The organism is uncultured Shewanella sp. (assembly GCF_947501225.1).
Lineage (GTDB): Bacteria > Pseudomonadota > Gammaproteobacteria > Enterobacterales > Shewanellaceae > Shewanella.
On the sequence record NZ_CANMUW010000004.1, the window covers coordinates 316,234 to 336,996 of the forward strand.

Here is a 20,763-nt window from a genome sequence, read left to right on the forward strand (position 1 = left end):
AACTGCAACACAAAAGCAACACCAATAATAAGCAGTAAAAACAAAAATAATCCTGAGGACAATTTAATGAATAAAAACAAGCTAATTACCGCTATGTCGGTAGCGCTAAGTTTACTGAGCACAACGGCCCTGGCAGAGGGAATTAACGCCCAGCTAACGATGAGCCAAACTGAATATAAGAGCAGCGACGATGTCACGGTGACGGTGACCTTAACCAATGAAGAGCCGGTTCCGGTTAAGATATTAAAATGGTATACCGCCGCCGAAGGGGTAGAGGAATCTCTGTTTAATGTCACCGCCAACGGGGAGTCACGCCAATACTTAGGTGCCCATTACAAACGCCAGGCTCCGACTAAGAGTGACTATATCAAGCTCAAAGCCGGTGAAAGCGTCTCCTACGATGTCGAACTTTCCTCACTCTATGACATGTCGGCCAGCGCAAATTACGAGATAAGCTACGATGTCAGCTCTATACAACTGTTTGCTCCCAACCCGGGACAGGCAAAAAAACTGGCACGACTGGGAATTGATGGTATCCACTCCGACCCAGAAAGCTTTTATCTGGAAGGGCGAGAGCTCAAGTCCGGCACCAACAAGGGGAAACCGGGAACCGGTGACGGTGGTGGTTCGGTTGACGGCGTCAGCTTCAGCGGACGCTGCAGCAACTCACAGCAAAGTGATATCTTAGCGGGCTTAGACGCCGCAAAGGAGATGTCGGCGGACGCCAGGCAACACCTGTCAGGCAACAATACTGCTTCTGTGCGCTACAGTACCTGGTTTGGCGATTACAACTCATCACGATGGAACACTGTAAGCAATAACTTCAACAAGATAGACGATGCGCTTAATAATGAGCCTCTGACATTCGATTGTAGCTGCAAGAAGAAGTACTTCGCCTACGTCTACCCCACTCAACCTTATACTATCTACATGTGTAGTGCCTTCTGGTCTGCACCCGTAACGGGAACCGACTCTAAAGGTGGAACCATTATCCACGAAACAAGTCATTTCAATGTCGTAGCGGGTACCGATGATATGGTTTATGGTCAGAGCGGGGCTCAAGCATTAGCCGACAGCGATCCGGATCAGGCGATTCAAAATGCCGACAGTCACGAATACTTTGCGGAAAATACACCAAACCTGAACTAATCTGAAAAGATAGAATTAACCTTGTCTTTGGGCGGTTAATACCGCCCCTTTTTTGGGACAATCGGATCGGTGAGTAATACACGTATCAAAATAATCACCACTCTACTCCTGTTGATAATCTCTATGATACAGGTTAAAGCCGAGGAGCCTATGCTGCCGGAATGTTCCCTGAGCCAGACCTCAAAAAGTTCGATACTGCATTTTTCCATTTCAAACAGGGGCAGCGACATCTGGCACTTACTGAAATGGCATAGCCCATTCGATGCATGGTTCAGTGAGTTTATCGAGCTCACTCAGGAAGGAAGAGCGGTGCTCTACGAGGGAGCTATGGCCAAACGTGGGAGGCCAGATGAAGAGGACTACCTTACTATTGAACCTGGTGGAGTGGCGGAGATTGAACTTGATCTGAGGGAAGCTTTTCAACTTGATTCGGGGAAATATCGTGTGGCACTTAAGCCACTGCAGCTGTTGTTAGAACGAGGGTCGATAACGCCAGCGCCACAAAAAGTGCCGTTAAATAAAGCTGAACATTACAAGGTGTTTGAACTGCACTGCAAGGATATTTACATAGATATTAAATATTGAGAACAACCGGTTTGGTGTCTTATTCATACTATCCGGTGCACTCGAGGGGCTCCTGCCAGAAGCTATAGCCATGCTTTCCCTGTCGCTTAACCTCATACATGGCCCTGTCCGCATACTCACACACGGTAATAAACTCATCACCTGATTGATATAGGCAGATCCCGATACTCAAGCCTATTGACACCTGTTTTCCGTCCAGTTGTACGGGGCATTGATATCGCTGCAGAAGCCTTTTGGCCAAATCAGTTAGAAGTCCGATATCTGAGCTCGGGTGCAAAATAACAAACTCATCGCCTCCCATGCGAGCAAGGGGGACATCTTCTCCCACGGTGGAGCGGAGTAAATCAGCCACATGGATTAACAGTAGATCCCCGAATCGATGCCCATGTTTATCATTGATAGCCTTAAACCCATCGAGATCGATAAAAAACATGGCACCACAGTCAACCTGCCCGCAGAGACGATGCTGACAAAACGCTTTCTCCAGTGCCTTTCGATTCAACAGGTGTGTTAGCGGGTCGTTATGGGCCAATTCGGCCAGGCTCAATTCGTATCGTTTCTCCTGAGTGATATCGATATGGGTTCCCATGATCCTCAGCGGCTCGCCTTTGGGGCCATATTCGATAATTCGGCCTCTGTCTGACACCCAACTCACACTGCCATCTTTATGGATCATGCGATGCACGGCTTGATAGGTATCCACCTTACCTTGAACATGGTCGTCAAATGCGGCGATCACCCACTCTCTGTCTTCCGGATGCAGGTTGCCTTTCCAACTATCTATATGAGCCGCTAGCTCCTGCTCACTGTAACCTAAGAGGTCACCCCACTCCCGGTTAAAAATTGTCAGTTCACCGGTGGGAATGTATTGCTCCCACAAGCATAGACCTGTCCCATCGAGTGCCGCAGACAGCTTCTCCTCCGCACTCTCTTTTAGGGCTGTAAGTTTCAGGTTCTCACGCTTTAAGTCGGCTATCTCCTGCTTTAGCTGTGCTATGGTTTGCTTGTGTTCCATATCCTCAACCCGGCTCTTTTCCTATCAAAACAAACAAAATGTAGCAAGAATGTAAACAGAGCTAGTTTAACGGAATCACACTCTCTGGTGAAGATTATGCTGAAAATAAAATGCATCTTATATCCAACTTTACTCAGAGCCGGTGGCAACGTCATAAGCGGGTGTGATTGAGGTTTAATCGATATTAGACTTATAGATTCGAGATTCGAGATTCGAAGAACATAAGAGATAACAAAGGTGAAATATGCAACCTCTCAATATGGACTTTTCTAAACGAGTCGTTGTCGACTCAAATACCTTAGACTGGCTTTCCAGCCCTCAAAAGGGAGTCAGCCGCAAACCTCTTGCAAGGGAAAATCAGGAGAGCGGCCACGCCACCAGCATAGTCAGGTATCAGGCCGGAGCACATTTCAGCGCCCATAACCATCCGATGGGCGAGGAGATATTTGTCTTAGAGGGCACCTTCTCCGATGACGATGGTGACTATCCTCAGGGAACCTATATTCGTAATCCGCCGGGTAGCTCACACCGTCCATTCAGTACTGACGGTTGCACACTGTTTGTTAAACTCAATCAATTCGACCCCAAGGACATGAAACGAGTACGTGTCGATACCAATATCCAACCATGGCAACCGGGAGTTGGCGGACTCAAGGTCATGGAGTTGCATGATTTTGAAGGGCAACATACCGCATTGGTAAAATGGTCTGCTGATGAGGCTTTTCAATCTCACCGCCATTTCGGCGGGGAGGAGATATTAGTACTGTGCGGACAGATTAATGATGAACATGGCAGCTACCCGGCAAATACCTGGATGCGTAGCCCCCATCTGAGCGTGCATCAACCGTTTGTAAGCAGGGAAACAATCATTCTGGTTAAAGTCGGGCATTTACCGGCTTGAGGAACAGCTGATGACAGCACAAGCTACCCCATCAGCTTAAACGTCTGTTCACAGAGCGATCTCAACCTCTCCAGCAGGCTGGGTGATGGGTGCGATAGCTTTTGAGATTGCGCTTTGTGATCGATTCGTCTGCGGTACTCATCTCTGATCGCACGACGCTCTTCAGCCCGATTAGCCACCAGCGCAAAGCGTTTACGCTGTTTGAGTGTCATGGTGGCCATAAAACTTCGAAATGGTCTCTTGGGCATTTTCGCTGACAGATCTGTTTTTGGCGTACTGCACATATGAACTCCTCAAGCCGTTCGGTTTGTCTCACAAACCGAGTCTTGCCATGCAGCGTAGAGAGTGAGCACAAAAAAAGCTGAGCCACTCATATGGTAAGGCTGCATTAGTATAGGAGACCGCACAGGATTGAAAAAAATTTCATCAAGATAGCGGTAATTGAACAGGTACAGGAGAAGTTACAGACAGGGAGCTAACTGTATTTGAACAGTTTTTAACAAATGTTACTCAGACACCGCAAGTTTAGCGATGAGATCAGACTTAACCATCTCCAGGGCAGACAGCGCAAGCCGGGGGTCTATATCATTACTCTCAAACAGATAGATAAGGTCGACAGCCAACTGAACGTCTACTGGCGCATCATCAATCGATGAGCCGCTACTCTTACCGGCATTTTCTTCTTTTGACATAATATGCAGCTCTTCTGTTCACTGTTTCATAATGGGATATTGAAGCTGTAGCGCCAAAGGGGAACGATAGCGCATTGAAAGCGGATATTTTAAGTATTTAAGCCACCGACGACAAGTATCTCCACAGGTTTGATGGCCGAGAGGTTAGCTGTCACTTTGGAGTGTGATAACCATAACAGCGAACTTTCATCTGTTGTGAAGGCTAAAACTCATCTCTGCCAATTTGTGAATAACCTCTCCTATCGAGATTGTGAAACGCCGAAAGCGCCTGAGGACAGGTCAGATTCAACCAGATAGCTACAGGAAGATCTCTGAAAACAGTTTCTGAAAACTGGTAATAGTCAGGGTCTAAACCCAACTCCCTCATTAAAGGCGGCCCCGAAACATTATCACCAAAGGCATAATCCACTCTCCCCTTAGCAAGGAGTTGTATTCCCTGCCTTGTGGTCTCGACGCTGAAGATATCCATGCCGGCCTGAGTCATCTCCAGACCTATACCATCACGTTCAAGCGCCCTGAAGTAGGCCACTCGCTTACCGGCCAACTCACCGAGGTTTTTCCATGAAAATGATGTGGTTTCCCATCGCCGATATAACCCCAGTTTTATCGGCTCATTCGCCAACTTAACCAGAATATGTTCATCGGCTGGTTTTTGCGGCGGGTAAAAGCTGGCACACCACTCCCCTTCCCGGACCATTCGGTGAGCCCGCGCGGCAGAAAGAAACTGGGGTTCTACCCGCACGGCACCATCTAATGCATCGGTTAATAACTTAAAAGCAAGACCATTGCCAACTGAATTTTTCGAAGTAAAAGGGGCATAGTCCATGGCTATAACCTCAAGCGCCCGAACATCCTCCCCTTCTGACTTGGACTCTTCGGCTTGAAGCATATATGAGGAAAAACAGAGTATGGCACAAACGGCTCGAAGCATTCTTTCTCCAGCGGCTAATAATCATCCAGATAACTTATTAAATTTATTGGAATTGTATATGAGATTGCCAGCGTTATTGGTAACAGGTGACAAAACACAACTTAAGTATGAGGCTTAAACCCGAATTTCTCGAACATTTGCGAACCACAGATATGTAAAAAAGGGCAGCTATGACGTAATTTTTGTCAAAATCCGTTTCATCCCCCCCTAAGCTAAGGATATACTCCTAGCAATATCTGAATATATAAGATCACCTTAATGACTACCGAAACTCAAAAAATTGATTTTTCCAATATCAATAAGACCACCGCAAAATCCTTCAATGAACAGAAGAATTTGATCAAGCGACTATTCAAAGGCAACACGGTGCTTTGCGAAACCTGTAATCAACCGCTTAAGTTGATAGTGCCTACAGAGAACGGAACCGATAAAAAGTACGGAGTATTCTGCAACAAGCATTGTACAGATATCGAACTGGAGATAGAGCTGCTGTAACCAAGCTGCTATAGCAGGCGTGTTATGTATGCCTGAATGAGATAGTCGTGATGTCACCGATACAGGCTTCACTATATCTGTGTTCGGGCCGTGGATAAGGTGCAGCACACCGCATATGCCACTCACCCGCCGTTTATCTCCGTCGCCTCTTAGTTTCCTGCAACCTACTCTCACCTCTCAATGGCTCAGTAATAGGGGGAGAGCTCATCAGATCAACTCTATATTGGAGAAACGCTATACAATGGCCTATTGTAAAATAGCTCCACCCCGATTAGATATCAGATATGTCAGCGTAAACCACCGGGCGACAAACTAGTTATTTAATGCGGTTGCTTTAAGGAGGGACAGGTGAAAATCAGCCAAAGACTAAGTCAGATAGACAAGATGGTAAACAGTCACTATGACCATATTTGGGATTGTTGCTGTGATCACGGGCTACTTGGGGCCAGACTCCTTCAAAGAGGCGCCGCCGGCACCATACATTTCGTCGATGTCGTCGAAGAGCTGATGGTCGAAGTCGAGAAAAAACTCAGCCGCTTCTTCCCCTCTCATCAGTTTAACGAGTCGACTGAACCTGCAGATGAAATACAGCCAAGTCATTGGCAAGTACACTGTATCGATGTCGCCCATCTGCCGCTCTGTGACTATGAAGATGGGGAATCACACCTGATCATCATCGCAGGCGTAGGCGGTGAACTACTCATAGAGTTAATCGACGCTATTATGGCAAACTCACCCAACAGACATCTCGAGTTTATCCTCTGCCCGGTTCATCATAACTACAAGTTGAGGCAACACTTAGCCAAGATGAAGCTGGGGCTTCTCGATGAGTGCCTTATTCAGGAGAACAGACGTTTCTATGAGGTAATGCACCTGTCTACCGCCAGCGAACACCCCATTGTGAATGTTGGTTCCATCATGTGGAACCTCTCTCAGGATGCGGATAAGCAATATCTGCACAAAACAATATTGCATTATCAGCGCATGCAAAAAAATGCCGGCACAGATACCGAGATGCTTAGGCAGATCGTCGATGACTACCGCGACCTGGAAAAGCAGATAAAATAGCGCCCCAAGGGAGCAGCGCAATCCAGAGCTCCCTTTACCTCAAGGTGATAATGTGACAAGGGATGAGTCCTGAAGAGGAATTCCCGGCACAATCTTCTGCGCTCTGAGGTATACTCGCTACCCATTTTATCCCTTGTGATAGCAGATACTCTCATGCGCCTATTAAGATCGACGATTCACCCCGATATTCAAACACTCGAAGGCAAACAGTTTCACCGTAAAGCCGCCCGAGGCATCATCTTAGATGGTGACAACATCTTAATGCTCTACACAGAGCGTTATCATGATTACAGCATCCCCGGTGGTGGCATCGATAACGGCGAGGAGATTGAAGCCGCCCTGCTCAGAGAGTTAGAGGAGGAGACCGGGGCGCAACACATCGAAGTGATGAGTGAGTTTGGCTTATACCAGGAGTACCGCCCCTGGTATAAAGAGGAGTACGATATAGTGCATATGGAGTCGTACTGCTATGTGTGTAACATCCATCCAGAGCTGGGTGAGACACGACTTGAGGAGCATGAGATACAAAACGGCATGGAGCCGGTATGGATCAATATTCATGAGGCGATAGCCCATAACGAACATACTATGGCAAACAGCCCAAAGAAAGGGATGTCTATCGAACGTGAAACCTTCCTGCTGAAGTTGATTGTAGAGGAGCTGCTCTGAAGCGGCGCTGCGCTTAATACCCCGTAGGAAGAGCGATAATGCCTCTATCGCTCTCCACTTGTCAGTAGTTCTGGTTAGTGCTGTTAACTCATTCTTATAAGCTGATTTTTATGAACTAGCTCTTATCGGCTAGAAGCTTACAAACAGATTGATAATCATCGCATTGATGATATCGATGAAAAAACCACACACCAAGGGCACGATAATAAAGGCTCTGTGAGCCGCCCCATATTGCTGAGATACCGCCGTCATATTCACGATCGCCGTCGCCGTAGACCCTAAAGTCACCCCGCCAAAGCCGGAGCAGATAACCGCCGCTTCATAATCTTTACCCATGGCCCGAAATACAATAAAGACCGTAAACAGCACAGACAGCAGCACCTGTATCGACATCACGACAGAGATATAAAACAGACTACCCTCAAGCTCCCAAATCTTCAGACTCATCAAGGCCATCGTTAAGAACATGCCTAAACAGATATCCTGAATTAATGATAACCCCCTGGAAGCCTCCTCGACATAGGTAAGATCTCTCTCCTTGTTACGACTGAGAAGTGCCCGACCTAGATTGCCGATAATAATGCCGGCGAGCAGGCAGGCGACAAACATAGGTAACTTAAGCCCGGCTTCCTGCATCGCCAGATCGATGAAGTAACCGATAATGAGCGTCACGTTTAACCATAGCCAGGCCCTGAGCACGCCAAAGTAGTCGACCTGAATATGGTTTGAACTGCTCTTATGGCTGGCACCGATATCGAGCTCCTCATCCAGATTGGGTTTGATGTGGTGACGCTTCATCAGATAAGCCGCAATCGGCCCGCCGATAACACATGCAGAGATTAGCCCCAATGTATTGGATGCGATACCCAACTCACTGGCATTGCTTATACCCAACTCCTCGACAAAGGTGGGGGTCCAGGCCATTGCCGTGCCGACTCCACCAATCAACGAGATAGAGCCTGACATCAAACCTGCTTTGGGATCTAAACCAAATAAGCTGGCAACAGTCACTCCGGTAAAGTTTTGCAGAAAAATAAACACACTGGAGAGCAGCAACAGGATCAGCAGGGGTTTCCCCCCCTTAAGCAGAGTAGCGAAATCGGCCTTCAAACCAATTCCGGCGAAAAAGTAGAGCAGTAAAATATCCCTGACATCCAGATTAAACTCTATCTGCAAACCAAAAGCATAGTAGAGGATCCCCACAACCGCTGCACAGGCAAAACCACCAACCACTGGTTCCGGAATACTGTACTTACGCAAAAGTTCATACCGGGAGATGATCCCTTTACCGATAAATAGCGCTATGATAGCCAGGGTAAAGGAGACAAAATCTTTAATCTCAAGGATGTGGGCTTCCATTTTACCGCTCCTTTGAATCGAATTGTCAATTTACAAAACTATAACATCTGAACTTGCCATAAATCTAAACTTTCAGCAGGTTATCACTCTTTTTACCGCTGATACCTCAATCAGAACCATGAATCAAATAAAAAGCAGGTCCCATTGAGGCTCAGTCCGGTTACCATCTGAATAAAGGCTATCTGAACTACCTGTTTAAAAACGGACTATCATCCACAAAAGACAAAATAGTCAATTAAAAACAATGAGTAATAATAGCTGATAAAACTGTGCGCCAGAACAAAGATAATCTCATTGAGTATACCTACAATCCCCGTCAGTAATAGTATTAGTGGATTTGTAAATCATATGGATTCGTTTCAGTGGGATGGGCACTTCGTTACAGGGCTGGATGATGTTGACAGTCAACACCACCAGCTTGTCGATCTGATTAATCGGTTCGGGCATATGCTCGCCAGTAATAAGATGCAATTAGGTGACATCGACCAGGTACTCGGTGAACTATGGAGCTATACCAAGCATCACTTTCAGGATGAAGAAGCCCTGATGCAACTAAAAGGGGTAGATGAGCGACATGTAAAGGTACAAAAGGAAGCCCATCACTATTTTCTCACTGAGATGGAGTCTATTCAGAGCTCAATCTCTATCGACGACCCTGCTACCCTGAAATACCTTCTGGACTTTCTGACCCAATGGTTGGCCTACCATATATTAGGCGCCGATCAGAATATGGCCAGACAGATAGCCGCTATCGATTCTGGATTAACCGCTGCGCAGGCATATGATAGAGAGGAATCTCAGGCAGACAGTGCCACCGCTCCGCTGCTTAAGGCGCTCAACGGCCTGTTTAAACAGGTATCGGAGCGTAACAAACAGCTTATGGAGTTTAACCACTCCCTGGAGGAGAAGGTTCAGCAACGCACCCAAGAACTGCTCGATGCCAATGCCCACCTGGAAAAGCTCTCGGTTACCGATGCCTTAACCGGCTTACCCAACCGACGCTTCGCCATGGAAAAGCTCACTCAGCTTTGGCTGGAGTCCGGTAAAAACCGGCAACCTCTGGCATGCATGATGATAGATGCGGACCATTTCAAGACCGTTAACGACACCTATGGTCACGACGCCGGAGACAGGGTGTTATGCGAATTATCCAGAGAGTTACAGCACGCATTGCGAACCGATGATATTGTTTGCCGGCTGGGGGGAGATGAATTTATCATCATCTGCCCTGCAACCGATATTGACGGCATCAGGTACATTGCCAATCAGGTTCACGATAAGGTCGCCTCTATGAGAGTATCCTTCGGTAACGGCTATTGGCCGGGCAGCGTCAGTGTCGGAATCGCTTCAAAAACGGTTCAGATGAAACATTTTAATGAGCTGATAAAGTTAGCTGATGATGGCGTATATCTGGCTAAACAAGCCGGGAAAAACTGTGTCAGGAGCGCTCAGTAAACCACTTTTGCGCGACTTATCGTCTGTCTTACAGATAATAGTCGCGCCTACTCTCCCACTTCGCGCGTCACTTCACTCTCTTGGCTCAGCACCCATGATTCCCCCTCGGATTTTGCAATGATCACGGTTCCGCAGGCATCACTGAATACATTGACCGATGTTCTCAACATATCCAGTATTCTGTCTGTGACCAGCAGCAAGCCTATCGCTTCGAGGGGCAGGCCTATCGCCCCTAAAATAACCGTAATCGCCACCAGGCTGGCAGCCGGAATACCCGCGACTCCGATAGAGGTGAGTAGCGCCACTATCACTATGGTAAATTGAGTTATGAAACCCAACTCCAGGCCATAGGCTTGAGCGATAAACATTGCGGCGACACACTCATAAAGCGCCGTGCCATCCATGTTGACCGTCGCCCCCAAAGGCAGGACAAAACTGGCGGTTTTTCTCGACACCCCGGCCCGCTTCTGTATGCACTGCATGGTTAAAGGTAGTGTCGCCGATGAGGAGGCCGTCGAGAACGCCATTAACATCGCCGGAGACATTGCCACGACCTGTTTTAGCGGGCTCACCCGGCCAACAAATTTAAGCAGCAGGGGAAGAATGATAAATGAGTGTAACGCCAGAGAGATGATCACCGTGAACAGGAAGACCAGCATAGGCTCAAAAGCACTGAAACCGGTCGCGCTCACGGTCTTTGCAATCAATGCAAATATGCCCAGTGGCGCAAACTTAAGCACAAACTGAGTAATAAGCACCATGGTCTGCGCAACCCCTTTCCAAAAGTCACGCAGCACCTCTCCCCTGCGCCCCTCGACACGTCCCATGAAGAAGCCAAACAGTAAGCTAAAGAAGATAAGGCCCAACATCTGACCTTCGCTCGCCGCCTCAACAATGTTAGTCGGGATCATTCTGACGAAGATCTCAACCAGATCTTTACTGCCCCGCCCCTCAACCTGACTCAGGGTCGACGCAACCTCGGCGCTGTTGGTATTAAGGTTAAGCAGATCGCCCGCCGCTCGTCCATCGATAATTCCGGGTAGAGTAATATTAACCAGAGTCAATCCGATCAAGATGGCCAGCAGGCTGGTCATGGTGTAGTAGGCCATCGTTTTTAGCCCGAGTCGCCCCAGACTGTCACCATGGTTTAAACCTGCCATACTGGAGATAATGGATGACATGATCAGCGGTACAATGACCATCTTGAGCGCATTGAGAAACATAGTGCCGATGAAATCATAAATCTCATATATCGCGCTCTCGGGGACAGTCAGGATACCCACTAAGATAGCCGATAAGATGGCGAGCAAGATCTGCCAATGTAGCTTCATCAGGTTTATCTCCACCGGACAGAATAATATCTGTACACTAATCCTAGACAAGAATTGAATATTCAACCAAATACCTTCAACTTTAGCGCTGAAGTTGTTTTACGGGCTTTAGTGGTAAGTTGGCGTCTCTTCTGTGGCTATAGGTTCAGATCTGGCTTAACTGCAATCGGTATAACCGCTTCATTCAAAAGCTGGAGACAAAAAAGGCGCCCTTAGGCGCCTTTGTTACAAAACCAGTCTGAGTCAAACAGACATATCTTGCTGTTTACTTCGCGTACTCAACGGCAATCTGAGCCGCCAGCTTAGCGTTATTAAACACAAGCTCAATGTTTGCCTTCAGGCTGGTACCCTCTGTTTTCTCTGCAACCTTGGCCAGCAGGAATGGGGTAGACTCTTTACCGGAGATCCCTTTGCTGTCCATCTCGGCTACGGCGTCGAGGATAACCTTATCTATCATGCCGCGATCGAGCTGATACTCTTCCGGGATAGGATTAGCAACAACAACGCCACCTTTTAATCCCATCTCCCACTTGGCTTTCATCGCGCTGGCGATCTGTCCGGCATTGTCGAGTCTGTAATCGACCCCGAAATCGCTCTCACGGGTATAGAAAGCGGGTAGTGTATCGGTTTGATGGCCGATAACGGGAACCCCCTGAGTCTCCAGATACTCCATCGTCAGACCGATATCCAGAATAGATTTCGCGCCTGCGCAGATCACAGCCACATCTGTATTGGCCAACTCTTGAAGATCTGCCGAGATATCAAATGTCTGCTGTGCACCACGGTGAACACCACCGATACCACCTGTGGCAAATACCTTGATACCCGCCATCTGCGCCAGGATCATGGTCGAGGCAACCGTCGTCGCGCCATCGACCTGCTTAGCTACAATAAAGGGGATATCGCGGCGGCTGGTCTTGATGACATCTAAACCCGCCTTACCTAAATACTCTATCTCCTCATGGGTCATGCCGACCTTCAAACGCCCTTTCAAGATGGCAATCGTCGCAGGAATCGCACCATTATCACGAATTATCTGCTCAACCTTCAGAGCCGTTTCTACGTTTTGCGGATAAGGCATCCCGTGTGAAATGATAGTAGACTCCAGTGCAACAACTGGCTTGCCAGCTGCAATTGCCTCTGCGACTTCAGGGTTTATATCCAGGTACTGCTCTAACATGTTAACTCCTTGATAATTCGGTTTACTGAAATTTCTGACATATTTGGATTGATGGTCGCAAGGTGTGACAAGGCCACAACGGCTGCGGCCATGGCAAACTTGGTTGAATGCTCTATGCTCCACTCCTGGATCCAGCCATGAGCCAGACCCGCAAGGAAGGCATCACCGGCTCCATTGGCATTGACCATAGCGACAGGTATGGCGGGAATAAGTGCTTGAGACCCTTCATCACTGTAAAACACACCATCACTGCCCAGGCTGAGGAAAATTCGCTTAACCCCCTGGTTATGGAACCAGTTCGCTAAACCGGGTAACTCGCTGTAATCTTCGATGGTGAGACCACTAAGCTGCTCAGCCTCTTTAAGATTGGGCTTCAGAGTGTGTACTGAACTTAAAAATGGCTTAATCTTCTCAGCCTTAACACAGGAGACGGTATCCACAAAAATGGGTCTGTCGGAGAAGTTATTTAGCAGATACTCCAATGACTCGGCGGAAAGGTTGGCATCCAGAATGATGAGGTCTGCACGCCTTAACAGCTCCTCCTTCTCCTTAAGCACCTCGACACTCAAACGCTCTAAGATAGCCATGTCATTGATAGCAACATGCATATCACTGTCGCCATCGAGCACCGATAGATAGGTAGAGGTATTTACATCATTGAGCTGCAAACAACCCTTCATGTCAATACCGGCTTGCTGGCATTGGCTCACGATCATCTGCCCATAGGTATCTTTACCTACGGCACTGATCAACCGCGTTTCAGATCCTAACCTTGCTAAATTTTCGGCAATATTACGCCCGACCCCTCCGGGAGAACAGCTCACACTGCCGGGGTTTGAATCACCGATCTTCAATGAGTTCAGTGGTCGGCCAAGAATATCCATATTGGCCCCACCTATGACTACCGCATAACGGGACTCGGCTAAAATATAGCCTTTGCCACGAATGACGCCTTTATTGGTGAGGTTCATGATATGCCCTGCAACGGCGGAACGGCTTATTCCTAACTTATCGGCTAAGCTCTGTTGCGCAATGAGTGGGTCTTGTTTAAGTAGTGCCAGTATCTCTAGTTCGCGTTCTGTCATCTTTATCATCCAGGTTACACGCCAAACAAACATTTGTTTGGATACCAAACTTAAGTTTAAGCTTAAAGCTAAAATATGCCCAAAAAAGATAAAGTTCAAGTAAAAAATGTGACTGCCTGGTGAAAAGTGTGAAGCAGCAATAGTTCAGCCAAGGCTAAATTATTACGGCATCACACTAAATGGACAGAAGGTTTTAACAAGGACAAGTCGAAGAGAGGAGAGCTAGATTGTAGTTTTTAGGTTGTAGTTTGTAGATTAGAGATTAGAGAGTTCTGAGCTCTGCTTAATATGCTCGATCCCCGCAGCTCTGAACTTGTGAATCATGCCCCTGGAACATGTGCGACTAGAGCCGCTCCTACATGGGGCACTTTCACTCGTAGCTCGTAGCTCGTAGCTCGTAGCTCGTAGCTCGTAGCTCGTAGCTTACAGCTTATGATATTTAGTGACGAAGCGATCCAACTGGTTACCGAAAGCTTGCTTTTCACTGGCACCGATAGCTGCCGGACCTCCGGTTTGAACGCCACTGGCACGCATGGTATCCATAAAATCCCGCATATTCAGAATCGACTTTATGTTCTGCTCTGTATAGAGCTCACCACGAGGGTTCAAGGCAACGCCCCCCTTATCGATCACTTCCGAAGCAAGTGGTATATCGGCCGTGATCACCAGGTCCCCGGCATCTAGTCGCTTCACAATTTCATCATCGGCCACATCGAAGCCCGAAGAGACAGTCACCATCTTAATATAGCGGGAGGGTGGGATGCGCATCGAATGATTTGCAACTAAGGTGACCTCAATTTTCGCCCTGTCCGCCACCCTGAATAAGATCTCTTTAATGACACCAGGGCACGCATCTGCATCGACCCAAATCTTCATACTTATCTCCAAATAACAAATTCTAATTATCGAGGTTAACGGCCAAAATGACAAAGCCGCCGAAATCGAGTCGATAACGGCGGCTTTATAACCAATCGATTACCTGTCGGTTTACACTTCGCTTGGCATAACCTTCTTAACAAAGCAGGTTAAGATAACGATACGAGTACCGTTAACACGCCCCTCGATATGCTCCGGGTTGTTGGTCAAAGAGATACCACGAACCGTCGTACCTCGCTTAGCCGTAAATGTAGTGCCTTTCACGTTAAGATCTTTAATGATGACGACGTTATCACCCGCCTCTAAGATTGCACCATTGCTATCTTTGTGAGGTACAAAGTCTTCATCGACCTCTTCAATTCCCGCTTCCGCCCATGCCAGCATATCTTCATCGAGATAAAGCATATCGAGCAGATCACGTGCCCATGCTTCTTCACTTATCTGTTTCAACATACGGTAAGCCATAACCTGCACCGCAGGTACCTGACTCCACATGCTGTCATTCAGACAACGCCAGTGGTTCATATCGATAGTTGCAGGGGCTTTGATCTGACCAGTACAAGTGTCACAAATCATGATACGCGCATCACCGTAACCCTTTGACTCAGGTAGCTCATAGGCACCTAAGTTTGATTCGCTACCACAAAGCTCACACTTACCGCCGCAGCGGTTTAATAGTTCTTTAGTCATCTCTTTCTCTTCCAGCCATACGGGTCAAAATAATCGGCGGCACTATAACATAATGAGCCGATTCACGACAGAGAGCCCCTCCGGGCTATACACGCTTCATGACGCGTATCAACATTTTCCACCTTATCTCCCGGCAGAAAAGGGTCGCTTGCCGATTAGTTACACAACCTATCCTCCCTGACACCACTCAAGATGAGACACAGTCAGATTTCAGTTTGAAGATTGAATAATAATGACTTCACTGCTACACCTAAAATACTGCGAAGGGTGCACAGGGAGGTCATATGCTCATTCTGACGAGAAAGACAAACACGTCTGTCATTATTACCAATATCTATGATAAAAATGGAAACCAGTTGAAAGACATAGAGATTAATATCTATCCCGATAACAGAATCGGAATAGATGCGGATAGTTCTATCGATATCTATCGCAGTGAAATTCTTCAGCTCGATGAGTAGCTATGCATAGAGCAGGCATATCACTCTGGCAATAGTGCTAAACCGGAGCCAGTTATTGAAAGGCACAAGCTAGCTCCTTCACAGGAAAAAGTGTCCTTCACTCTCAGGGGAGCAACTGCTGAATGTGAAGCCCCTTGGGCTTACACTAACTATAATTAACTCATAGTCAGCTTACAGTTTATGGTTTATTACTGGATACCCGGCAATGAAGTTAACCACACAAGAGAAAAAATTGATTCAACGCTCTTTTCTGGTGTTGAATCAGTCAAACAAGAGCTTTGCGACCTGCTTTTATGATTGCTTATTCGAGTTAGCACCACTTATCAAACCCATGTTTAAGAGTGAGCGCCGAATTTTTGAACAGCACTTCCATGAATTGATAAGCACCGCGGTGAATAAAATTGAAAACTTCGATGATATTCAACCTATACTGCTGAAGTTAGGCCAGAAACATAAAGAGTACGGAGTCAAAAAGGAGCAATTTGGTATAGTCAAAACGGCGTTGATATTATCAGTTCAGTACCAATTGAAATCCGGCTCAAACTCGGCAATCGAGCAAGCTTGGTCAAATTATTATGACCAAATTGCTGAAGTCATGATTGAGGGACTATCCGAACAGGCGACAAGCCCGAATACAGCGGCTCCTGGCGACAATAGCTAAAACAGAAGTCTGGAGTGGAGAGTCATTAAGTCAGTTCACATGAAGCAAGCCGATACACTTAATAATCGATTATTCATCAGTGAAAGTTGTGATAACTTAGCTAAAGCAGTTTAGTAAAACTAGCCTACTTGTATTATGTCGCAGAGTGACACCAGTTCTCATAAATGCTGACACAAACGCAAATACAAAATCTCTCACAAGGATCTGTTATGCCCGGCGACAGGAAAAAAATCTTAGTACTTTTTGCACACCCGGCTCAGGAACGTTCAGAGGTCAACAAGCCACTTTTTACAGCCTGTTTGCAACACTGTGATGTGACAGCCATCGATCTCTATCGGGAATATCCAACGTTTCATATCAATATAGATAAAGAGCAGCAGAGGCTGAAGGAACATGATGTCCTCATCTTTATGTTTCCCCTCTATTGGTACTCTACCCCGGCAATCTTGAAACAATGGCAAGATCTGGTGCTTGAATACGGCTTTGCCTATGGCGCCGACGGTCATGCTTTAAAGGGAAAAACATTTTTGTGCGCCGCTACTGCCGGTGGTTCGGAGACGGCCTACCAGAAAGAGGGCTACAACCATTTCAGCATCCGTGAACTGCTTCAGCCGCTGGAGCAGACGGCATCGTTGACCGGAATGAACTACCTCGCCCCCTTCGTGCTGTTTAGCTCAAGAAATGCGGTGGAGGAGGATCGCGTTAATGCCCATGTTGAGCAGTTTCGTCATCTGTTGACCGCACTGGCCGATAACACCCTGGATATCGAGGCCGCAAGCTCAATGCCCGTGTTGCCCGCAAATATTTCAGACTTAATTAACGCTCACCCCCATGATTAAGAATAAGGGTTTCTAATGACAGCTTATTTTATCCAGGCTTTTATCTACCTTTGCGCCGCCGTTATCGCTGTGCCACTGGCCAAACGCTTTGGGCTGGGCTCTGTACTGGGTTATCTGGTGGCGGGAGTCGTTATCGGCCCCATCATCGGCCTGGTTGGCAGCGAAACGAATACTCTGCAGCATTTTGCAGAGTTTGGCGTAGTCATGATGCTATTCCTTGTGGGTCTGGAGCTGGAGCCACGAATGCTCTGGGATATGCGTAATAAACTTATTGGCTTAGGCGGCCTGCAAATAGGTTTAACGACAGCTATCATCGGTGCAGCCGGGCTCTACTTCGGCTTAAGCTGGAGCATCGCCCTGACAGTCGGTCTTATCTTCGCGCTGTCATCGACCGCCATTGTACTTCAGACCTTTAACGAGAAAGCTCTCTCAAAAACCGAAGGTGGTAAAAATGCCTTCTCGGTACTCCTGTTTCAGGATATCGCCGTCATCCCTATGCTGGCACTGCTTCCACTACTGGCGCTTCCCGAGTTGGTGGAACAGGCTCAAAACGCAGTTGGCCAAGCCGCACAGCAACACGAAGAGCTCTCTTTAGTCGCCGATCTGCCAGGGTGGGCCTATGGCGTTGTCGTCATGTTGGCAATTGCTGCGGTCGTTGTCGGCGGACATTATCTCAGCCGCCCTCTGTTTCGTTATGTCGCAAGCTCCGGGCTTAGGGAGATATTCACCGCGACGGCCCTGATGCTGGTTATCGGAATCGCAGCATTGATGAGTCTTGTCGGCCTATCGCCTGCTCTGGGTACATTTTTAGCCGGTGTGGTACTGGCAAACAGTGAGTTCAGGCATGAGTTAGAATCTAATATCGAACCATTTAAGGGACTATTGCTGGGGCTGTTTTTTATCACTGTTGGCGCAGGCATCGACTTTGACGTGTTGGCCGATAACATAGCCCCAGTAATAGGAATCACGGCCGGGGTGATACTGGTTAAGGCTCTGGTGTTATTCGTTTTGGCGCTCATCTTCAAAATCAAAAATAGCGATCGTTGGCTATTTGCCTTGAGCCTTGCCCAAGCCGGTGAGTTTGGTTTCGTCCTGCTAAGCTACACGGTGCAAAATCACGTGATCCCATCGGATTTGGCTCAAATGTTATCTCTGGTCGTTGCCCTCTCCATGTTTCTTACACCGGGGCTGTTTATCTTCTTCGACAAGGTAATTTTACCCAGGTATGAACAGTCTGAAAATGACAGGGAAGCCGATGAGATCACCGAAAAGGGCACAGTTATTATCGCGGGAATTGGTCGCTTCGGTCAGATGGTGAACCGCTTCCTGCGCGCCAACAAGATCCAAACAGTGGTGTTGGATCATCAGATATCTCAAGTTGAGATTCTAAAGAAAATTAACGTTAAGAGCTTCTATGGTGATGCAACCCAGCCCGATCTGTTACATACCGCCGGAATCGAACAAGCCACCATGCTGGTTATCGCCATCGATAACAATGAGCGCGCGGTAGAGCTGACAAAATATGTAAAGCATACCTACCCTAAGGTGAAGGTGTTTGCCCGGGCATTTGACAGAGGCCACCACTTCGAGCTTAAACATGCGGGCGCAGACTTTATCATAAGTGAAACCTACCACTCGGCTCTGGAACTGGGTAAAGAGGCTTTGATCTCCCTGGGCGTACATCCCTTTAAGGCGGAGCAGAAGAAAGCCACACTACGTGAGCTGGAGCTTTGCTATAAAGACTCGCTGTTTGAGTCATGGAAGAGGAAAACCGAGGACAGCAAATACACCGCCCACTTCAGGGAGCTGTTTATTGAGCTCGAAAATGCGATAGCTAAAGCGATGAAGAGCGAACATTTCGATGAGCAAGCTAAGGTAGAACGTGGATGGACACCACCGCCGAAAGGCTATGAAAAGGAGATGGACAGAACAAAGTAACACACCTTCTCTGTAGTACCACACATAAAAAAACCACCGTACTGACGGTGGTTTTTATTATGTGTCAGAGATATAGCAGACTAGTGTCTTAGAAGGCGAGAAACAGATCTCCTCAATTTAGACAAGTTTCATCTCTTGCACTATCTCATGAGCGATTTCAGGAGTCGTACTCACTGGCTTCTCATGAAGATCTGCTTTTAACTGGCCCTTTCTGTGCTTAAGCGCTGCGTCAAGCTTCTTAGCCGCAGTCGCAATAGCCGGATACATCACATCATTAGTGCCTGATGCAGAGATTCGGCTACCTTCATAATTTGTACGCAGCTCAACCTGAAATTCGCCATGGTCCTTAGAGATAATGATATCCAGCGAGATTAACGTAGGGAAATGAGTGGCGATTTTGGAAAACTTTTCGTTCACATGCTCTTTGATTGAATCGGTAACATCGACGTGGTGACCAGAAAGATTTATTTTCATAGGTTTTCCTTTTAAGAATTACTTCAATAATAGAACTTGGGGCTGCTGATTAGAAACACAAGGGGCAAACAGAATATTTTACACAACATATTTCCCCTTCAACTCTTCCTCTGCTTCCTGCTCACTCAGACTTACACCAGCTCTGTATCCATCTTAACTATTACAAAGACTTTGCACAAACCAACACCAGTTCCCCACACTGTGTCCTCAATAAGTACTTTCAAACTAGTTGTATTAATATGTACTCCTGATATTTGATAAAAGCAAGTAACGGCTATATTCAATGTCCAAAATTAAGGCAAATCTAAGATAATCGTTATAAAAAGCATCAAAGTGATGCTTTTTCACTGCAGACTAAGCAACAAACGCATCACGATTCGGGTTAAACACTCTGTTTCATCTGCCGGCAGAGTGAATAACAGCCCATTTCACCAGGTCTGTTTTGATTATTCCTGCTATCTATGAGCTTTGGCTCTCATCACAGTCATCTTTACATTTTAAATACGAATGAAAATAGTTATCATCCACTTAAAATTGAGATAGAATCAGTTCAGTTTTCTGCCATCCCGACACGGGCTCCCGCTTCTCCATCTGGAACGAATTATTGTGGTACTTCTAAATATAGACTGGCGAACGCTTATCAGTTCGCAACCTGTAAACATCATCTCTCGCACCTTTGCTGCAATATTTGCAGGTTATTTAGTCGCAGCCACCGCCTGCGCTTTGTTGGCACTTATCATGCCCCTTCCCTCAGCCCAAAGTGCACTCACAGCAACGATGCTCTCATTTAGTTTTTATGCTGCAGCTGCTATCTGGGCATTTAGTGTCAGCACAAGCTGGCAAGCCTGGCGTGATCTGCTCCTCCTCAGCGCCCTCTTTTACATCACTATTTTGTGGGTTCAATAAGCA

At 47.1% G+C, this 20,763-nt stretch carries 22 protein-coding genes; 11 read left to right on the forward strand and 11 right to left on the reverse strand.

Going from position 1 to position 20,763, the window contains the following annotated elements:
- The first annotated feature begins 66 nt into the window (after positions 1 to 66).
- Positions 67 to 1,149 carry a M35 family metallo-endopeptidase gene (locus tag Q1B47_RS08685; RefSeq protein ID WP_299791762.1) on the forward strand — a complete coding sequence of 361 codons (1,083 nt, stop codon included), beginning with the start codon at positions 67 to 69 and terminating at the stop codon, positions 1,147 to 1,149.
- A gap of 69 nt (positions 1,150 to 1,218) precedes the next feature.
- Positions 1,219 to 1,734 (forward strand): hypothetical protein, encoded by a 516-nt coding sequence (locus Q1B47_RS08690; protein WP_299791765.1) that lies wholly within the window; start codon positions 1,219 to 1,221, stop codon positions 1,732 to 1,734.
- 28 nt (positions 1,735 to 1,762) lie between these two features.
- Here the strand turns inward: Q1B47_RS08690 and Q1B47_RS08695 are convergent, their stop codons facing one another.
- Positions 1,763 to 2,749: a sensor domain-containing diguanylate cyclase gene (locus Q1B47_RS08695; protein WP_299791768.1), complete on the reverse strand. Its 987-nt coding sequence runs from the start codon at positions 2,747 to 2,749 to the stop codon at positions 1,763 to 1,765.
- A gap of 244 nt (positions 2,750 to 2,993) precedes the next feature.
- On the opposite strand from Q1B47_RS08695, the gene Q1B47_RS08700 reads away from it, so the two are divergent.
- Positions 2,994 to 3,650, forward strand: a complete 657-nt coding sequence (locus Q1B47_RS08700; RefSeq protein WP_299791771.1) for a cupin domain-containing protein — start codon at positions 2,994 to 2,996, stop codon at positions 3,648 to 3,650.
- Positions 3,651 to 3,673: 23 nt separating this feature from the next.
- Here the strand turns inward: Q1B47_RS08700 and Q1B47_RS08705 are convergent, their stop codons facing one another.
- From Q1B47_RS08705 to Q1B47_RS08715, 3 genes are all read right to left on the reverse strand, one after another.
- Positions 3,674 to 3,934, reverse strand: a complete 261-nt coding sequence (locus Q1B47_RS08705; RefSeq protein ID WP_299791774.1) for a hypothetical protein — start codon at positions 3,932 to 3,934, stop codon at positions 3,674 to 3,676.
- Between the two features lie 222 nt (positions 3,935 to 4,156).
- Complete coding sequence (gene rsmS / locus Q1B47_RS08710) at positions 4,157 to 4,342, reverse strand: pleiotropic regulatory protein RsmS (protein WP_299791777.1); 186 nt, start codon at positions 4,340 to 4,342, stop codon at positions 4,157 to 4,159.
- 202 nt (positions 4,343 to 4,544) lie between these two features.
- A complete protein-coding gene (locus Q1B47_RS08715) occupies positions 4,545 to 5,273 on the reverse strand; it encodes a hypothetical protein (protein WP_299791780.1) in 729 nt (242 codons plus the stop codon).
- Positions 5,274 to 5,531: 258 nt separating this feature from the next.
- Here Q1B47_RS08715 and Q1B47_RS08720 point away from each other — a divergent pair, with 258 nt between their 5' ends.
- The 3 genes from Q1B47_RS08720 to Q1B47_RS08730 all read left to right on the forward strand — a co-directional run bounded on the left by Q1B47_RS08720 (position 5,532) and on the right by Q1B47_RS08730 (position 7,505).
- Positions 5,532 to 5,768, forward strand: coding sequence for a hypothetical protein (locus Q1B47_RS08720; RefSeq protein WP_299791783.1), 237 nt, complete (start codon positions 5,532 to 5,534; stop codon positions 5,766 to 5,768).
- Between the two features lie 348 nt (positions 5,769 to 6,116).
- Positions 6,117 to 6,836 carry a tRNA (adenine(22)-N(1))-methyltransferase TrmK gene (locus Q1B47_RS08725; RefSeq protein WP_299791786.1) on the forward strand — a complete coding sequence of 240 codons (720 nt, stop codon included), beginning with the start codon at positions 6,117 to 6,119 and terminating at the stop codon, positions 6,834 to 6,836.
- 153 nt (positions 6,837 to 6,989) lie between these two features.
- Positions 6,990 to 7,505 (forward strand): NUDIX hydrolase, encoded by a 516-nt coding sequence (locus Q1B47_RS08730; RefSeq protein ID WP_299791789.1) that lies wholly within the window; start codon positions 6,990 to 6,992, stop codon positions 7,503 to 7,505.
- Positions 7,506 to 7,634: 129 nt separating this feature from the next.
- Here the strand turns inward: Q1B47_RS08730 and gltS are convergent, their stop codons facing one another.
- On the reverse strand, positions 7,635 to 8,864 hold the full coding sequence (gltS, locus tag Q1B47_RS08735; RefSeq protein ID WP_299791792.1) for a sodium/glutamate symporter: 1,230 nt from the start codon (positions 8,862 to 8,864) through the stop codon (positions 7,635 to 7,637).
- 348 nt (positions 8,865 to 9,212) lie between these two features.
- Between gltS and Q1B47_RS08740 the strand changes: the two genes are divergently transcribed.
- On the forward strand, positions 9,213 to 10,319 hold the full coding sequence (locus Q1B47_RS08740) for a GGDEF domain-containing protein (RefSeq protein ID WP_299791795.1): 1,107 nt from the start codon (positions 9,213 to 9,215) through the stop codon (positions 10,317 to 10,319).
- A 47-nt stretch (positions 10,320 to 10,366) separates the two neighbouring features.
- On the opposite strand, the gene Q1B47_RS08745 is transcribed toward Q1B47_RS08740, so the two are convergent.
- The 5 genes from Q1B47_RS08745 to Q1B47_RS08765 form a co-directional block, all read right to left on the reverse strand.
- Positions 10,367 to 11,650, reverse strand: a complete 1,284-nt coding sequence (locus Q1B47_RS08745; protein WP_299791798.1) for a dicarboxylate/amino acid:cation symporter — start codon at positions 11,648 to 11,650, stop codon at positions 10,367 to 10,369.
- Positions 11,651 to 11,915: 265 nt separating this feature from the next.
- Positions 11,916 to 12,830 (reverse strand): pseudouridine-5'-phosphate glycosidase, encoded by a 915-nt coding sequence (locus tag Q1B47_RS08750; protein WP_299791801.1) that lies wholly within the window; start codon positions 12,828 to 12,830, stop codon positions 11,916 to 11,918.
- A complete protein-coding gene (locus Q1B47_RS08755) occupies positions 12,824 to 13,915 on the reverse strand; it encodes a PfkB family carbohydrate kinase (protein ID WP_299791805.1) in 1,092 nt (363 codons plus the stop codon). Before Q1B47_RS08755 ends, Q1B47_RS08750 begins: the two co-directional genes overlap by 7 nt.
- Before the next feature lie 423 nt (positions 13,916 to 14,338).
- The gene (locus tag Q1B47_RS08760) at positions 14,339 to 14,791 is read right to left on the reverse strand and encodes a YaiI/YqxD family protein (protein WP_299791808.1); all 453 of its coding nucleotides are present in this window, start codon (positions 14,789 to 14,791) and stop codon (positions 14,339 to 14,341) included.
- A gap of 111 nt (positions 14,792 to 14,902) precedes the next feature.
- Positions 14,903 to 15,481: an alkylphosphonate utilization protein gene (locus Q1B47_RS08765; RefSeq protein WP_299791811.1), complete on the reverse strand. Its 579-nt coding sequence runs from the start codon at positions 15,479 to 15,481 to the stop codon at positions 14,903 to 14,905.
- Positions 15,482 to 15,765: 284 nt separating this feature from the next.
- Here Q1B47_RS08765 and Q1B47_RS08770 point away from each other — a divergent pair, with 284 nt between their 5' ends.
- The 4 genes from Q1B47_RS08770 to Q1B47_RS08785 all read left to right on the forward strand — a co-directional run bounded on the left by Q1B47_RS08770 (position 15,766) and on the right by Q1B47_RS08785 (position 19,380).
- Entirely contained in the window at positions 15,766 to 15,942 is a 177-nt protein-coding gene (locus Q1B47_RS08770; protein ID WP_299791814.1) for a carbon storage regulator, read from the forward strand.
- A 205-nt stretch (positions 15,943 to 16,147) separates the two neighbouring features.
- A complete protein-coding gene (locus tag Q1B47_RS08775; protein ID WP_299791817.1) occupies positions 16,148 to 16,603 on the forward strand; it encodes a globin domain-containing protein in 456 nt (151 codons plus the stop codon).
- 209 nt (positions 16,604 to 16,812) lie between these two features.
- Positions 16,813 to 17,442: an NAD(P)H-dependent oxidoreductase gene (locus Q1B47_RS08780; RefSeq protein WP_299791820.1), complete on the forward strand. Its 630-nt coding sequence runs from the start codon at positions 16,813 to 16,815 to the stop codon at positions 17,440 to 17,442.
- 15 nt (positions 17,443 to 17,457) lie between these two features.
- Positions 17,458 to 19,380: a monovalent cation:proton antiporter-2 (CPA2) family protein gene (locus Q1B47_RS08785; RefSeq protein WP_299791823.1), complete on the forward strand. Its 1,923-nt coding sequence runs from the start codon at positions 17,458 to 17,460 to the stop codon at positions 19,378 to 19,380.
- A gap of 117 nt (positions 19,381 to 19,497) precedes the next feature.
- Here Q1B47_RS08785 and raiA read toward each other — a convergent pair whose 3' ends face one another.
- Positions 19,498 to 19,854 carry a ribosome-associated translation inhibitor RaiA gene (gene raiA / locus Q1B47_RS08790; RefSeq protein WP_299791826.1) on the reverse strand — a complete coding sequence of 119 codons (357 nt, stop codon included), beginning with the start codon at positions 19,852 to 19,854 and terminating at the stop codon, positions 19,498 to 19,500.
- Positions 19,855 to 20,763 lie beyond the last annotated feature (909 nt).